This is a genomic window from Caballeronia udeis (assembly GCF_001544555.2).
GTDB lineage: Bacteria > Pseudomonadota > Gammaproteobacteria > Burkholderiales > Burkholderiaceae > Caballeronia > Caballeronia udeis.
Map to the genome: position 1 here is coordinate 36,465 of NZ_FCOK02000012.1, position 16,626 is coordinate 53,090.

Below are 16,626 nucleotides of genomic sequence, written 5' to 3' on the forward strand. Positions count from 1 at the left end.
GTTGTGGAGTTTGCATTCATCGCGGGGCGCTAGAGCCCCGCGACTCTCGTTCAGATGGCAAAGCTTTCCAGGGTCGCCGGATGAAACAGCTCACGCGCTTCAAGCCGGCGGCTTGACAGCCCCTCTGCAAAATGACGGTCGAGAAAACGATCAATAGCATGCTCATTCGCCGAAAAACCGTATGACCAGAAGTCCGTACCCATCAGTTTTCGAGCGGCACGTAAATGATCCTCAACGAACGGCAGGGTCACTTTGGTAGCCGCCGTATCGCTCAAGCGTGCCAACGCGAGGGCTTTAGACTTCTCAAATGCCTTCGTCAATGCACCTGGGAGCCAGGGATGACTCTCTGCCAGCGTCCTCCTGACTCCAAGCGTATGCATGATCGGGAACAGCTTCGTACGCGCGTACCAGTCTGCTGCAGCTTGGTGCGGATCATCGAACAGATACTTGACCTGGGGATGGCCACGGTCAAAACATGAAGGCGCTCGCGGTCCAATGACGGCATCTATCTCCCCATCCGCCAGCAGGCTTGAGATCGTCTTGCCTTCAGGCGCGTTCTCCAGCCTGACATCCGAAGGCAGGTTCAGCGTGATTTTCTCCACCCTTGTTGGATCTTCGTATCCGCCGCGTACCCAGGTCACATCGGAAGGCTTGACACCGTACTCCTCCTCGAGAAGAAGACGTACCCAGACGTTCGCCGTCAGCTGATATTCCGGCACGCCGATGCGCTTGCCCTTCAGATCTTCCGGGCTGTTGATGCCCCGATCCGTGCGCACGTAAATGGACGTGTGTCGAAAGGCTCTCGATGGAAAGACCGGCACCGCGATGTAGGGTGAAGTCCCGACAGCAGTTTTTACTGAGTAGCTGCTGAGCGAGAGTTCGCAAATATCGAAGTCCGCGTGTCTGAAAGCGCGGAAGAAGATCTCTTCGGGATCCTGCAACATGAAGACCGGGTCCACACCCTCGATCTGAATTTCACCGTCAACCAAAGGCCTGATCCGGTCGTAGTTGCCTACTGCGATGGACAACTGAAGCTTGCTCATTGTTTCCTCCAATATCGACCGGAGTTAGCGCCTTAGCGCTTACTCCGGTCCTATGCAAAGCTGTCTATTCGATTTATATCGAATCATCTTTCATGGAACGATTTCTGTCAAGAAATTCTGCGAGCTCTTCGGCGAGAACCATGTGCACCCGCAGCAAGGGAAACCGACCAGATGCGCCAGTGGATTTCGTGGAATTTCTTGACATTGTTCGTTCTTAGACACATCATTTGATATAGATCGATATTTATCGGCATGATGCTATATCGAATAATATGACCGAAGCACAATGGGTACTACGCTAGTGTGGCGCGACCGCTTTTCAGCCACGCGCGTGCGCACCGGGGATCTGTCAGAAACGCTTAAACACAGGACAAACGCCATGGGCACCACAACGACGGAGAACTGGGACCGCGAGGTCGACGTCATCATCATGGGCGCCGGCGCCGCGGGAATGACGGCGGCGATCGTGTCGAAGAACGAGGGGCTTGTACCGCTCGTTCTCGAGAAGACTGATCAGGTCGGCGGAACTTCGGCGTGGTCAGTGGGAATGATGTGGTTCGTCGACAGCACGCCAATGCAAGCCGCGGGCTTCAAAGATTCGTTTGATAAGGCGCGGAAATACTTCGCCAATACTGTCGGTACGAGTGTCGAGCGCTCATTGCAGGAAGCCTACATCCGCGAAGGACGAGCCGCTCTCGACTATATGTTGCGCAACTCCGCGCTGGAGGTGGTGGCAGTCGACTACCCCGACTACCAGCCCGAGCTGGAAGGAGGCATGTTCGGTCGCGCTCACGCCCCGCTGGAATTCGACGCTCGCAAGCTTGGGCCAAGCTTCAAGAATCTACGTGCTCCGCTACCGGCGTTTGCACCCTTCGGCGGAATGATGCTTGACCTTGTTGACTTGCTCCACTTCCTGTCCTTTACAAGATCGCCGCGTTCGTTCTTCCACGTGCTAAAGCGCTTTTTGCGCTATGGCGTGGATCGGCTGAGCTATCACCGTGGCACCCGGCTTGTGGGCGGAAATGCGCTTATTGCCCGCCTGTACAAGACCATGCTGGATCGGGAAATTGAAGTCTTGCTGAAGTCGTCCGCCACCAGGCTGATCATCGATGACGGTACCGTCGTGGGTGCAGAAGCGGTTCGGGACGGCCAAATCATTCGAATTCGGGCTCGCCGGGGCGTGGTCATTGCGACCGGGGGATATACGGGCAACCAGGAAATGCGCCGGGAACACTCACGCAAGCCCACGGTCGAGTTGGGACTCGGACTGCCTGACAACGTTGGCGAAGGTATTCGTCTAGGTTTATCGGCCGGGGGGCGACTTGACCACAACTCCGAAGACACGGGTTTCTATGTGCCCATGTCAGTGCTTTCGAACGAAACGGGCGATAAGGTCTTGTGGGGACACTTCATGCTTGACCGTCCCAAGCCCGGGTTCATTGCAGTGGGCAAGGACGGGAACCGCTTCACCAACGAGGCGGCGTCGTACCACGACTTCACCCTCGGAATGTTCGATGCCGGCGCCATCCCGGCCTATCTGATTGCCGATGCAGCGGCTGTAAAAAAGTACGGCATTGGCGTCATCCTTCCCGGCAGTTTGTCGCTGCGGCGCTATGAGAAGGCGGGATACCTCTTCAGCGGCCGGACGCTGGCTGAGCTTGCCGGCAAGATCGGCGTTGACCCGGTTGGACTGGAACGTAGCGTCGTGCGCAACAACCAGTTTGCAACCACCGGCGTGGACGCAGATTTCGGGAAGGGATCGTCCGCCTACAACATTTACAAGGGCGATCCCGCACACTCACCCAACCCCTGCCTCGGACCCATTAAGCGAGGACCCTTTTACGCTGTCAAGCTGATGCCGGGCGACATTGGTACAAGCCGTGGCTTGGTGACCGGAGGTCACGGCGAGGTTCTCGATCACGATAACCGTCCCATTCCCGGGCTCTATGCTTGCGGCAACGACATGAACTCGCCCGTGGGCGGGCGCTACATTGGCGCCGGGATTACACTCGGGCCCGCGTTGACGTTCGGTTACCTGGCCGCCCTGTCTATTGCCAGAAGTGAGCACGCGAAGGTCGGAAGCGAGGAAAACCCTCCGGCCGCTTCTAACTATAAAGTTCCTACTGCTTAGTCGATGAATGCTCGCTGTGTAACAGCAGCCCTGGAGACCAAGGACGATATTTCCGTGTGCCGTTCGAACAGAAGCACATTTCTTTCGAAAAACGAAAACGCATAGTCTCTTATGCCGCCACACTTTGCGCCGTCGAGCGCCCCCATGCTTCGCGAAGTTAGAGCCCTCTACGGACGTTTGTCTCCTTAATTTATAGTTTTTGCACTACGAAGTAAATGTACTGAAGACTCGGAAGATCGCTTGCCACGAATCCGTCTGACGCGGTACACGGATATCGCCCGCTCTAACAGCAAGGATCTGTATCCATGTCTCCCGCCCGGCGCTGCAGTGTAGCAACCGCCTGATTGCGGGAAATATCAGGGACGGTGAGCCTCGTCTGTAAACCGGGCGATCGCGTGCGGAGCCGCGCCGATGAAGGCGTCAATTGTCACATCGAGTACCGTTTGGCTTAGCTCGTGGTCCGTTGAAGTGCCGAAGGCGCAACGCCGGATCCCGTGATAGAAAATCCCACCGTGAAAAGACCATACGTAGTCAAGTTCGCCTTCCGTAATGGGAATCTCGACCCCGGACGCCATCCTGTATTCGGCGCGTAATTCCTCGCATAGCGGTATCAGAATACGCTGCTCAAGGATACGGAAATACCGCCGATTGATTTCCACACCCGAGAGCCCCGCGAAGACATAAAGTCTCATCCAATCGCGATTGAAGACCACCTTCAGGTAGGAGTTATAAAACCGGACAAGCCGTTCCCGAAGCGGAAGTGACCGGTCACGGATCAGTTTGGGCCACTGACTGTCCCAACGCTGGGTGAACACGGCGTTGAACACTGCGTCAATCAGATCATCTTTCGATTCGAAGTAACGAAACATGAGCGGCTGGGTGACGCCAATCTGTTTCGCCAGGTCATGGGTTGAGCCAGCAAAGCCATGTTCGGAAAAGAAATTGATGCTCTCCCGGATTATCTGCGCCCGCCGCTCGTCTGGCGATTGCCGGCGCCGCTTTTCTGGCACCGCAGAGACAACAGCGCTGGTGCGGGTCGATTTCGCTCTGCCGTTCACGTTACGTTGCGCCCTCTCGAAAGTCAGTTGCCATTTTCTGGACCGTTACCGTAACTTGGACCTTGGGCGGTAGTCGCCTGCCCGTTGCCAACAAAGGAACTGGCTGCCAACTTCTTCGGGTAAAGTGCCGGCGCGTTTTTCAAAACTACTGCCCGTAGCCAGGACTAGCTGCCCGTTCATGGCGAGCAACCCAATGTATTGAAATCCCTGGTAGCTCACGTATGGTGCATCGTCGATATAGGATGCTTGTGCATTATATCGACAATGTGCGGAGTAGACCCGGTATTGGCATGTCACTCAAAACAGCCTGCGGTCGTTACTCGTCGGTGGCCATTTCCCGTCTCCGTCATCGCAAAAATAGACTGTCTCCGCCTGGCCGCGCAGCCGGATCGACTCGTCAATCCAGCGGCGCGATCCTGCAGAAATCCGTCGCCATACACCACGCATTACGCCCCAGTTAAAGTTCACCGCCCCCTCCCGCTCTGTTTGCTCGTCCGCAGATGACCTTTCCCAGACACCCGTGATGCTCTGGAGATCCATCACGTTCCATTGCGTATCAAGAGGCCCGTGCTCGAAGATCCGCCCGCTTTGCCGACGGCATGTCGATGTCGCTTGCGGCCCTTTACCTCAAGAAGGTAAGCCACGACCCGAGGCGCTGCTTCGACGAATGCACCAATCAGAACACGCGGCAGATCCTTTCCTGATACGGCAGCTCCCGGCTTCTCGTTCCCGAATGCGTATTGCCGGATGCCGTGATAGCAGGTGCCCCCGTGGAATGACCAGATGTAGTCAAGTTCGTCGTTGGTAATCGGAAGTGCTTCAGGTCCGATCAAGCCGAATTCCGCCCGCACTTCCACCCAAAGCGGTCGCAAGAACCGTTGTTCCATGATGCAGAAGTAACGTCTGTTGATACCACCGCAGTAGTGCTCATGGAACGTCGCGGAACCACCTGCCAAAAACATCGATCCTATTTGATTTATTATTCGATAATTTATAGATTTGAATGCATGAAGTCAAGCTTGCCCGGTTAGGGCTTTCCCCATCAGGATATGATCTGGGTTTACTGCATCCCGAGTCGCTGCACGCCGGCGATACGCAGCAACGATTCAATGGAAAGCACTGATGAATCCCGGTCCGGCCAATATGGAAGTGGAACCCGAACGGCGCCCCGCTACGGCCTATGAGGTCGCTGAACTCGCGGGCGTATCCCAGTCCGCGGTATCCCGCGTCTTCACTCCTGGCGCCAGCGTGTCGGAGACCATGCGCGCGAAAGTCCTGGAGGCAGCACAGCAACTTGGCTATCGTCCCAACCTGGTTGCCCGCTCGCTGATTACCAGGCGCTCGAGTCTCATTGGCGTCGCGGTACCTTCCACCGCCAACCCTTTCTACCAGGCAGCCCTTGACGCGCTGTCCGCCTCCTTTGCCAGAATCGGCTACCGGGTGTTGCTATTCACCTCCGATCCCATGGCAGGCTCCGACCCGATCCTTGACGAGGTACTGCGGTACCGGGTGGATGCGCTCGTTCTTATATCGACAAGCCTTTCATCCCATTTCGCGGACGAGTGCCTGCAACTGGGCCTTCCGGTGGTCATGCTAAACCGCAAGACCGACAGCGATTCTGTTTCCAGTGTCACTGGCGATAACCGGCGGGGCGCAAAGGAACTCGCCGCCTTCCTGCTCGCCGGCAAACATCGGCGTTTCGCGTACGTCGCTGGACTTGAACATTCATCAACCAGCCGGGACCGGGAAGCCGGATTCCTGGAAGGTCTGGCCGAACGCAAGGTCCGTCATGTTGAACGCGTGGTCGGAAACTATTCGACTGCTGACACAGAGTCGGCCGTACGCACGCTGCTGTCGTCCGCGGCGCCGCCAGACGCCATTTTCTGCGCCAACGATTACATGGCACTTGTGGCTATCAATCTTGCCCGGGCGGAATTCGGACTCCAGGTTGGTACCGACGTTTCCATCGTCGGGTTTGACGACATTGAGATGGCGCGATGGCCCATCTTCGGGCTGACCACCTACTCGCAGCCCGTTGAGCTAATGGTCCGGCGAGTGGTCCAGGTTGTGGAGCGTCAGCTTTCCACAGTCGTAGCGCCCGCTGTGCAGCACATCATCGACGGAGAATTGATCGTGCGAGGATCCGCACGCACACCACGGACCGGAGTGGTGCCGTCCGCAGACCACTGGATCTGGCGCTCGCGGAAACGCCCGGACACATCGCGATGAGCAGCGTCCGGGTTCACATCCAATCAAAATTTATCGATTGATAACTTGAAATTCTTCCGAGGAGGATCTACTCTTAGGACGTGTTTGCATTCGCATGCAAGCATTATTGCATACGAATGCAAACATCAACTTAAACATGAAGGAGCACTCCAAATGGCCAAATGGCTCAAGCACGGCGCAGAAGCCGAAGTGATCAAGTCTGCAGCGAAAGAAGTACGTGACACCGTGGAAGCAACACTCGCGGACATCGAGACGCGTGGGGATGAGGCAGTGCGCGAACTGTCGATCCGGTTCGACAAGCTGGATCGTGAGGATTACCGGCTGTCGCAACGTGAAATCGACGATTGCCTTTCCCAGTTGACCAAGCGGGACATCACGGATATCGAATTCGCGCAGAAGCAGGTGGAAAACTTCGCGCGGCACCAACGGGAATCAATCCGAGACATCGAAGTGGAAACGCTTCCCGGCGTAATCCTCGGGCACAAGAACATTCCAATCAACGCCGCAGGTTGTTATGTGCCGGGCGGTAAATACCCGCTACTGGCTTCCGCGCACATGTCGGTAATCACCGCTCGTGTTGCCGGTGTGCCACGCATCATTACCTGCGCGCCGCCCTTCCACGGCAAGCCAGCCCCCGCCATCGTCGCCGCACAACATATGGCCGGTGCGAACGAGATCTATTGCCTCGGAGGCATCCAGGCGATTGGTGCCATGGCAATCGGGACAGGGAAGATTGCACCGGTAGACATACTGGTCGGCCCGGGTAACGCGTTCGTCGCAGAAGCCAAGCGGCAGCTTTTCGGCCGCGTCGGCATTGACCTCTTCGCGGGGCCGACAGAGACGCTCGTAATCGCGGACGAATCGGTCGACGGTGAGATGTGCGCGACTGATCTGCTCGGACAGGCAGAACACGGTCCGGACTCACCCGCCGTATTGCTGACAACCTCCGAAAAGCTCGCGCGTGAGACTCTGACGGAGATCGAGCGGCTGCTTAAGATCCTCCCGACCGCCGACATTGCCCGCAAGTCGTGGGATAAATACGGCGAAGTCATTGTGGCGGACAGCGACGAGGAGATGGTCAAGATCGCCAACGACATCGCCTCCGAACATGTTCAGGTGTTGACCCGCGACGTTGACTATTTCCTGAAAAATATGACCAACTACGGTGCGCTCTTTCTCGGCCCGCGCACAAACGTTGCGTTCGGCGACAAGACCATCGGCACGAACCATACGCTACCCACGAAGAAGGCGGCGCGCTATACCGGTGGGCTTTGGGTGGGCAAATTCCTGAAGACCTGCACATATCAGACAGTTGTCACCGACGAAGCGTCCGCGCTGATCGGTGAATACTGTTCCCGCCTGTGCGCGCTGGAAGGGTTCGCCGGGCACGGCGAACAGGCAAATCTGCGGGTGCGTCGCTACGGACACAAGGAGGTGCCATACGGCGGAGCTGCTGTCTGAAAAATTTTCAGACGGCTTGGTTGTCGCTACGCGTAAGGAGCCACTCGCGGGTGGCTCCTTACACAAATTGATCTGAAGCATCCTCTGATATGCCGGCCCGGCCTGATTGATTGGGCGAAGCTGCGCCCAGCGTGACGGATGCGTTCGCTCGCTTTGTGGACGGGCTCGGCGAACGCACCCTGAACGGACGGAAGGTTCTAGTCGCTGCCGATTGTTTCCCGAGCTTGCATTTTCTTTTGAACGGGCTTGCCGACCGGTATGGCTTCACCCTTGTAACTGTGCCGTTGAGGGATGGAGAAGCGTATGTGCGTGACGACGATTTCATTGCGTGGCGGGGAGCAGATGTGGCGTTAGCCGTGATCACCTGGGTCTCGTCGTTGACATCTAAACGGGCCGACCTGAATACACTATCTGCTCACGCCCGTGGCGTCGGTAGCTTAGTCGCTGTCGACATCACGCAAGGCGCGGGGATTATTCCATTTGACGTTCGCACTTCGAACTGCGACTTTGCATGTTCAACGAGCTTAAAATGGCTGTGTGGGGTTCCAGGTACCGGACTGGGCTATGTGGCACCCGCCCTCCTGAACGGTGGTGGTATGACTCCCGCCGTGCGCGGATGGTTTAGCCAGGAGGACCCCTTCAACTGGGATATTGAACAATTTTCGTACGCACCCGACGCGCGTCGTTTCGATACTGGAACGCCATCTGTCCTCCCTTTTATCGCCTCGGCTCCGGGCTTCGATTGGGTGATGGGGCAGCCTCCTGGAGCGCTACGAAATCAGAATCTCAAACTCTGTCACCGCATCATCGAAATCGTCGACGAGAAAGGTTATCAGCTTGTGTCCCCGCGCGACGACACGCAATGAGGTGGATGCGTTATGGCGGATGTGCCTTCGCACCTCGACGTACAACATGTCGTAAAAACGCTGGCGGCGCACCAGATTGTTGTCGACTCGCGCGGGCGAAGTCTAAGGCTGTCCCCTGGCTTCAGCACCTCGGATGGTGGCATTGAACGCCTGGCCCGTGCGCTTCCGAAGTAAAAGCCGGATGCGAATAGTGGGTTGATTGAGGTGCCAGTGAAGCGGGATTATAGAAGCTCCGTATCCAGGTCGCAGCACCGCCAGATTAAAAAACGGCACTTGGAAACATCGAAAGATCCCGCTCGGCCTAAAACGGAAAAACTCAATGCAGATTGAAAATTCGATCGCCTTCGTATCGGGCGCCAATCGCGGCGTAGGCGCGCGCTTTGTCACAAGCCTGCTCGCGCGCGGCGCGCACAAAGTGTATGCCGCCGCGCGCGATTGCGCAGCACTGGCTCAGGGCGACTCGCGGATCGTCCCGATCGCGCTCGACACTACGGATTCCGAACAGGTCGCCCAAGCCGCAAACCAGGCGTGCGATGTCACGCTGCTGATCAATAACGCTGGCATCGACCATGTCGAGCGTGCCATCCACCCACGCGAGACAAGCGCCGCGCGCGCCGAGATGGAGGTGAACTATTTCGGCACGCTGAGCATGTGCCGCGCATTCGCGCCGGTGTTGATGAGAAACCGCGGCGCGGTTGTCAACATGCTGTCGATTCTCGCGCGCGTGACATTGCCGGCCATGGGGTCGCTGTGCGCGTCGAAAGCGGCTGCGCTGCGAATGACTGAATGCCTGCGCGCGGAACTCGCGACGCATGATGTACGCGTGCTGGCCATCTTGCCCGGCGCTATCGATACTGATATGAGCCGCGACTTTCCGCCGCCCAAGCTGTCGGTGGACGAGGTCGTCGATGCCGTGTATGCAGCACTCACGGGTGGTCCGGACGAAGTGCTCGTCGGCGCGATGGCACAGGGTATTGCTGCTGGCCTGGCTACGGACCGGCTGGCGGTTCAGAGGCGATTTTCCGGCTTTCTTTGAATGTTGGATTCGATTGGAGCAGAGACATCATGAGCGGTCAGTACATTGAAGTCGCCGCGCGCGACGGCGGCACGTTTGCGGCTTATCTCGCGAAACCGGCGCAGGGGTCGGGACCCGGTCTCGTGTTGCTGCAAGAGATCTTTGGCATCAACCCGTATATGAAATCGATGGCCGACCGCTATGCGGAGGAAGGTTATGTCGTCCTGATTCCGGACTTGTTCTGGCGTATGAAGCCGGGCGTTGTGCTTGGCTACGGCGAGGCGGATTTCAAGGAGGCCCTCAGTTACAACGAGAAACTCGACGAGGACAAAGCGCTCGGCGATATCGCCGCGACGCTTGCTGCAATCCGCACGTTGCCGGAGCAGGCGGGCAAGGTCGGCACGATCGGTTACTGCCTTGGCGGACGTCTCGCAATGCTGGCAGCGGCCCGCACGGACGTGGATTGCGCGGTGAGTTACTACGGCGTGGGCCTGGATAAGTACGTCGATGAAATACCCGCTATCACGTGCCCGATGGTGTTTCAGTTTGCCGCGAACGACGCGTTTAGCCTGCCCGAAACACGCGAGAAAATTCAGGCCGCTCTTGCGGCCAACCCGCTAATCGAACATTACGTGTATCCAGATTGCGATCATGCATTCGCGACGCCCGGACGCGAACACTTCAACAAACCCGCAGCCGTGATGGCCTACTCGAGGACCATGGCGATGCTGCGCAAGGTGCTCGGGCCCGTGTACGACCTCAATCAGTTGTGGGAGATGCACTGCTGCTACGAGTTCGGTACGCGCGATGTGAACGCCGTCATGCCGACCATGGTGGCTCAGCCTTACGTGAACCATGTCCCGACTATGACCGGCGGCGTAGGCCATGACCAGCTCAAGCGTTTCTACAAATACCATTTCGTTGATTCAAATCCCACCGATACCCGTTTGATCCCGGTGTCGCGGACGATCGGCGCGGATCGCGTGGTTGACGAATTCGTATTCTGCGCCACGCACAATCGGGAGATCGACTGGTTATTGCCGGGGCTGCAACCGACCGGGAAATACTTCGAAGTGCCGATGCTCGCCGTGATCTGCTTTCGCGGCGACAAGCTCTACAACGAGCATATCTATTGGGACCAGGCCTCGGTGCTGGTGCAGATCGGCGTGCTCGATCCAACGGGCTTGCCGGTCGCGGGCATTCAGACAGCGAAGAAAATGGTCGATGAAACCTTGCCGACAAATGCGTTGATGCCGAACTGGGCATCGAGCGAGGGAAAGCCTGTCTGAGCTTACTGTGTCAATAGTAAATTGAGCTTGGGAGCGAAACCGCCCCTCCCGCTCGTTTCTGGGTAGCGGCTCAGCCTTCAACGAGTGCCCAAGCAACGCCGCCGCCGACGCATGGATCGCGATGCTGCAACCCCCGGTCAATCTCTCGATTTGCCAGGTGACGCTGCGGGGCCGCGCAGTCCGTCACACCGGAACAGGGACCGGTAAGACAGATCGCGCGAGCCTGCCGAACACGGCGGAGCGACTATTTCACCTTTGGCACTATCGGCAAGAGCACATAGTTTTCACGTCCGCCGCCCAGGTGCAGTGTCGTTGTACCACCGAACACTTCGGCTGGCCGGTCACGAGGATCGTCGTGGAGAAACGGGCCACAGCCGGTGAACTCATTTTTCATGTTCGACAACTTGCCACCGCTACCGCCCGGGTAGACGTAATCCTTGCCGCGCACGCTCAAGGCGATGCGTGCTCCCGGCGGCACAACGATTGACGTCGGCCACAACTCAATATCGAGTTCGTAGATCTGGCCTGGCGTGAGTGACTGAATCTCATCGTGAGTGTGATATGGCCGGAAAGGCAGCGATTTATCCTGGTCGAGCTTCCGGTGGGACACGCGCAGCCACCCCTGTGCGATCGGCGTATGAGGGTCCAAGGCCCCGGCGAACACCACCTCATTGAAGTCGGCAGAAAATACCCGCAATACCAGAAACAGATCCGCGTCCTTTGTCGTAGACGAAACGTGAAGTCGGGCTGCGATGGGCCCGGTCACCTCCATCTCCTCCTCGAGCGGTGGCGTAACAAACGTAAGGCCGTCACCCAGCGCGTCGAATGACAGTCTCGCAACCTGTTGCTGCGGCAAGGTACCCAGCACGTGACCGTCAATGTGAAGGTGATAGCGAGTCCACTGCGTGCGTGGAATCGGCCAGTTCTCCTCGAAGCGTTCGACGAATGTCTCCCCCGGGTGGCGAACCTGTAAGCGCACCTTCGGTTCCCGATCCCAGCCGTTGCTCTCACCCTTCAGGAAGTAATCGAAAAAGCGCTTCTGGATCGCGATGCCATAGTCGGTGTAGTAGTGCGTCCAGTGCTCGATACCGTGAACCTCGAGCCACTTCTGCTTCGAGGCGGCGAGCATGTAACCCTCGAAATTGCCGCGCGGGTGAAGCCCCTGGCCGCCCCAGTTGGCCGCTGACAGCACCGGCACTTCGATATCGTTCCAGTCGGGCGTGCGGCACGTATGGAATTCGTCGATCAACGGATGCGTGATGATCTCGTCCCACATGTCGATCCTGTTGCTACCGAGCTCCTCCTCGGACAGCGTTGCCGGGCCCGACACCCACTCGCCGTTCAGGCGGCTTCGATGACCGCGCTTGCCCAGGCCATGTTGCACGGTTTTCACCTGCATGTCGTACCAGTTCTGCGCGAACGTACAATAGATTCCACCGTGGAAAAACATCTCCCGGTAGTAATCCTGGAAGCCTTCCCACACACAGATCGCAGCGAGGTGCTTCGGCTTTTCCGCGGCAACCTGCCACTGATTGTTTGCATAGTACGAGATGCCGCTTAACCCGACCTTTCCGTTACACCAGGGTTGGACACCCGCCCAGTCAATGCAACGCGCGAAGTCCTTGATCTCCTGAGCCGACCAGGTTTCAAGGTACCCCGGCGAGCGACCCGCGCCGCGGCTGTCGACGCGGATGCAGATGTAATCGTGCGGCACCCATTTCTCCGGATCCGCTACCTCCCAGCTCTGATACGCGTTGGAGGAGCCAGCTGCCACGTCGGGATGCTCGTCCACCATCCGGTCCCACGCCGTCTTGTAGCCGTCTTCGAAATGCAGCAGCTTTCCATAGGGTCCGTGCGACATCAGGACCGGGAAGCGGCCCTCTTTGGCCGGCCGGAATATGTCCGCCCTCAGGACAATGCCGTCGCTCATTCTGACCGGCACATCCCATTCGATGATCATACCCAGCCGGGTCTCGGTCCTCAGTGCCCGTGATTCGTCAACCGGCGCATGATCGGGCTCAAGTCTCGTTGAAGTCATTTCGTCTCTTCCTCTTTCAGGTTAATCCCATGGCCGCGGGCGCGGCCGTCCCTCTATCCCGACCGCCTTCAATGGGCGATACCGTTGACCGCTTGTCCTGGTATATCTGATAGCGTCTCCATGCCGGTTTCGCCTCGTTCAGAAGCGTCAGCGGGAGCCAGCACGGCAAACAGAATGCCGATCAGGAGGCCACAACCCGCAAGAAACAGAAACGCGGGAAGAACCGCATCTGTTGTTGCACGCGGTGTGATGACGTTGCCCGTTCCCGCAATAACAGCGAGGCACAACGGCCCGAGAATTTTTCCGATGCCGTTGGCAGCCTGGCCTACCCCGATGGCGCGGGCTGCAAGCCGTGTGGGGAATATTTCTGCCGAATAGGGGCCGATCACGCACCAGCCACCATCAAAAAACAGAGCGCCAACCGCAACCATGGCCACGAAAAGGGGGAATCCTGCGACGGTATGTTGGGCGCCCAGTCCGGCGACACCAAGCGAGACGGCGATGCCAAAGCCGAATATCGCGCACACCCTCCTACGCGTCACCCACATAGGCAGCAAGGAGAGAAGCAGCCGGCCGGCAATTCCTGCGAGCGATACGACGATGAAGTATTTTGCGGCCTCGGAAGGCGATATCTTCAGCAACAACGCGACGATCGTTGGCCCCCAGAGATAGACTCCGTAGCCAGCGGTACTCAATGCGGCCCACGTCACAACCACCAGTAGTGTGCGACCCGGAAACGACAACAGCTCGCTAATCCGCCCATTGGGCGCAGGCGCTGCTGTAACACTCGTCACTGCGGTCATCGTAGGTAGGTCAACAGCATCCATGCCAAGTAACCGCGCGAACACCTTGCGTGCCTCGTTAAGCCGCCCTTTGCTGATTAGCCACTGTCCAGATTCGGGGACAAGCAGCGCGGCGGACAACGTCACGAGTAGCGGCGCAAAACCCAGGGCCGCGACGCCTCGCCAACCGAACGCATGCAGAAGGGTCGCGGCGGAAATCGAGGCAATCAGCGAGCCGACCGAAGCAGCGATGAATGGAAAACCCGTCAGCCGCGTGCGATAACTCGCGGGTGTGTGCTCGACGAGCAAAACCGTCTGTGTCGTCGCTGCGCCGGCGAGCCCGCAGCCGACGAGAAAGCGCAACGCGGCGAACCCCAGCCACGCCCCTTCCGGTAGAAATGCAACAGCGCCTGCACCGATCCCACAGATCGTTGTACTGATCAACAACACCCGCTTGCGGCCAAACACATCCGCCAGCGAGCCACTGAATAGCGAACCCACGATCGCACCAGCCCCGGCGCTAAGCAGAATTAGCGACGATTCTCCGTACGTCAGGTGCCATCCCGGACCGAGAACGGCAAGCAGGAAGCCGACGAGATAAAAGTCGAAGAAGTCGAGTGTAAAGCCAAGGCAAAACACGGAGAACGCGCCAAAGTAGCGCTTTGTGGGTCGCGAACTCGCATATAGGTTCAGCAAGTCCCCCTGCTGCGTGAAAGGTTGCATGAGCTGTCTCCATCTGTAATTTAGTCTGTGTAGCGATAACGTCACTGCTAGCGGTTACGGCATGCAGCGCGCCACCGCTCCGGTTCTTTGGTGCAAAGTCCTGTCCATGATCTTTGCCCGGTAAATCGCCCGGCTGACTGTCCACGCCACCGGCGCTGCCTCCATCACTGCGCGGTCCAGCCTCCGTCTATCCTCAGACTCGTTCCTGTCACCATGGCAGCGGCCGGTGATGCCAGGTAACAAACAGCCTGCGCAACATCCTCTGCCGGCAACAACCGGCCCATCGGCAATCGCTCCATGACCCAGCTATGAAACTCGGCGTCTTCGAAAAAAGATTTCGTCATAGGAGTCTCGACGAATGTTGGAGCTACCGTATTGACGCAGATACGGTAAGCGGCGAGCTCCAACGCCATGGCCTTGGTAAGCCCCTCGATCGCATGCTTCGTCATGCAGTACACCGACCGGCGGATGGCACCCACATGCCCCATCTGAGACGATATGTTGATAATCGAGCCTCTGTCTGTACTGCTCGAAATCATCTTGCGCGCACATGCCTGCGCTGCCGTAAACATTGATCGCACGTTGAGCATCAGCATGGTGTCGAGCTGCTGCAAAGTAACGTCAACGAATTCGGTCGGGAAATTTGTTCCCGCGTTGTTCACCAGGACGTCCAGCCGATCCATGCGGTCGACCGCCGCAGAAAACGCATCTACATCTGTGACATCGCATACAAGTGCTGAGGCCTGACCGCCGGTGTCGTGGATTTTCGCGACTACCTCCTCAAGTTCGTTCGCACTGCGACTTAGCGCGTAGACCTTGGCGCCGCGTTGAGCGAGCGCGCGTGCGATCTCCGCGCCGAGCCCCCTCCCGGCTCCCGTGACGAGAGCTGCCAGGCCATCAAGATCTGGAGTCGATTTCTGCGACCGCATCATTGTTCCCTTGGAATTTTCGTCGGCATCATGCTTTCCCGATGTATCCGCCGAGGACCTACTTGATGGCGAGTGGATTGAGGGGCGAGCCAACTGCTTTCGTAATCGGCAAAGGTGGCGCGGTGAACATGAACTCGTACACGCCATCCTTCGCACAGTCCTCGGCGAGTTCCTTCACGTAGAAGATCTCGCCCATGCTGATTCCGATCATCGGAATCACGACCCAGTGCCACGGCTGCGTGCAGTCGTCGGTCTCGTTCGGGCGCACCTCACATCCCCATGTGTCAGTGCAGATTGCCGCGATCTGTTTGTCGTGCACCCAGTTCGCCGTCTCGAAGGCCAAACCGGGAGCCGAGCCGCCAGCGTATCCGCCCCAGCCCCCCTCGTGAAGACAGCGCTCCATGTGACCGGTCCGCACGATCACAAAGTCGCCGCGACGTACGGTCACTCCCTGAGCTCGCTGTGTCGCCTCGAGATCCTCGATCGAAATTGCATCGCCGTCCTGCAGTGAATCAACACCAAGATAGCGCGCAACGTCGAGCAATACACCGCGACCTACCATCTTCGCCTTCGTCTTCTCAATGCCGTTCTTCTGAGCGCCATCGCTATCCACAAGTCGCGCGTCGTAGCCGTTCCACATCTTGTCGTCAAAAAAAATGTGGCTGAGGGCGTCCCACTGTGTGCCGCACTGCAATGGCAGCGACACGGCGTCATCCGCATATCTAAGGCCGCCAGCGTCCTGGTTTCCGGCAACCGCGTCGGTCCCGGTGGCGAGCATCGTGTGGATCGGGTTAAAGCGATTACCCCAGTGCCCCTTCTGCGGACCGTCTCGATCGAAGTTCAAACCGAGGGAAAACACCTTTCCTTTGCGGACAAGCTTCGCGGCGCCCTGGATGTCCTCTTCCGAGATGTAGTTAAGCGTTCCGATTTCATCGTCGGGGCCCCACTTACCCCAATTCTTGCAACGCTCGGCGGTGCCACGCACGTGGTCCAGGGTGAATTTTTTTACGTCGTAACGATGTACCATTCCTGCCTCCTTGTTTATTATTTGATAAATTATAA

At 57.9% G+C, this 16,626-nt stretch carries 13 protein-coding genes; 6 read left to right on the forward strand and 7 right to left on the reverse strand.

The features are described 5' to 3' along the window. Positions 1–50: 50 nt before the first annotated feature. On the reverse strand, positions 51–1,043 hold the full coding sequence (locus AWB69_RS11390) for an ABC transporter substrate-binding protein (protein WP_062085008.1): 993 nt from the start codon (positions 1,041–1,043) through the stop codon (positions 51–53). Positions 1,044–1,422: 379 nt separating this feature from the next. Here AWB69_RS11390 and AWB69_RS11395 point away from each other — a divergent pair, with 379 nt between their 5' ends. Further along, a complete protein-coding gene (locus AWB69_RS11395) occupies positions 1,423–3,174 on the forward strand; it encodes an FAD-binding protein (protein WP_062085009.1) in 1,752 nt (583 codons plus the stop codon). A 356-nt stretch (positions 3,175–3,530) separates the two neighbouring features. On the opposite strand, the gene AWB69_RS11400 is transcribed toward AWB69_RS11395, so the two are convergent. Together AWB69_RS11400 and AWB69_RS11410 are read right to left on the reverse strand one after the other, a co-directional pair. After that, entirely contained in the window at positions 3,531–4,232 is a 702-nt protein-coding gene (locus AWB69_RS11400) for a TetR/AcrR family transcriptional regulator (protein WP_062085010.1), read from the reverse strand. 539 nt (positions 4,233–4,771) lie between these two features. Further along, entirely contained in the window at positions 4,772–5,194 is a 423-nt protein-coding gene (locus AWB69_RS11410) for a hypothetical protein (RefSeq protein ID WP_062085012.1), read from the reverse strand. Between the two features lie 160 nt (positions 5,195–5,354). Here AWB69_RS11410 and AWB69_RS11415 point away from each other — a divergent pair, with 160 nt between their 5' ends. The 5 genes from AWB69_RS11415 to AWB69_RS11435 all read left to right on the forward strand — a co-directional run bounded on the left by AWB69_RS11415 (position 5,355) and on the right by AWB69_RS11435 (position 11,092). Further along, positions 5,355–6,461 carry a LacI family DNA-binding transcriptional regulator gene (locus AWB69_RS11415; protein ID WP_063977792.1) on the forward strand — a complete coding sequence of 369 codons (1,107 nt, stop codon included), beginning with the start codon at positions 5,355–5,357 and terminating at the stop codon, positions 6,459–6,461. Positions 6,462–6,614: 153 nt separating this feature from the next. Continuing rightward, positions 6,615–7,922, forward strand: a complete 1,308-nt coding sequence (hisD, locus tag AWB69_RS11420) for a histidinol dehydrogenase (RefSeq protein WP_062085013.1) — start codon at positions 6,615–6,617, stop codon at positions 7,920–7,922. 110 nt (positions 7,923–8,032) lie between these two features. After that, positions 8,033–8,788: an aminotransferase class V-fold PLP-dependent enzyme gene (locus AWB69_RS11425; protein ID WP_062085014.1), complete on the forward strand. Its 756-nt coding sequence runs from the start codon at positions 8,033–8,035 to the stop codon at positions 8,786–8,788. Between the two features lie 319 nt (positions 8,789–9,107). After that, positions 9,108–9,824, forward strand: coding sequence for an SDR family oxidoreductase (locus AWB69_RS11430; RefSeq protein ID WP_062085015.1), 717 nt, complete (start codon positions 9,108–9,110; stop codon positions 9,822–9,824). 29 nt (positions 9,825–9,853) lie between these two features. Further along, on the forward strand, positions 9,854–11,092 hold the full coding sequence (locus AWB69_RS11435; protein WP_062085016.1) for a dienelactone hydrolase family protein: 1,239 nt from the start codon (positions 9,854–9,856) through the stop codon (positions 11,090–11,092). A gap of 244 nt (positions 11,093–11,336) precedes the next feature. Here the strand turns inward: AWB69_RS11435 and AWB69_RS11440 are convergent, their stop codons facing one another. The 4 genes from AWB69_RS11440 to AWB69_RS11455 form a co-directional block, all read right to left on the reverse strand. Then, positions 11,337–13,130 carry a CocE/NonD family hydrolase gene (locus AWB69_RS11440; RefSeq protein ID WP_231937067.1) on the reverse strand — a complete coding sequence of 598 codons (1,794 nt, stop codon included), beginning with the start codon at positions 13,128–13,130 and terminating at the stop codon, positions 11,337–11,339. Between the two features lie 68 nt (positions 13,131–13,198). After that, on the reverse strand, positions 13,199–14,635 hold the full coding sequence (locus tag AWB69_RS11445; RefSeq protein WP_062085017.1) for an MFS transporter: 1,437 nt from the start codon (positions 14,633–14,635) through the stop codon (positions 13,199–13,201). 164 nt (positions 14,636–14,799) lie between these two features. Then, positions 14,800–15,567: an SDR family NAD(P)-dependent oxidoreductase gene (locus tag AWB69_RS11450; RefSeq protein ID WP_062085018.1), complete on the reverse strand. Its 768-nt coding sequence runs from the start codon at positions 15,565–15,567 to the stop codon at positions 14,800–14,802. 55 nt (positions 15,568–15,622) lie between these two features. Further along, entirely contained in the window at positions 15,623–16,591 is a 969-nt protein-coding gene (locus AWB69_RS11455) for a cyclase family protein (protein ID WP_062085019.1), read from the reverse strand. Positions 16,592–16,626 lie beyond the last annotated feature (35 nt).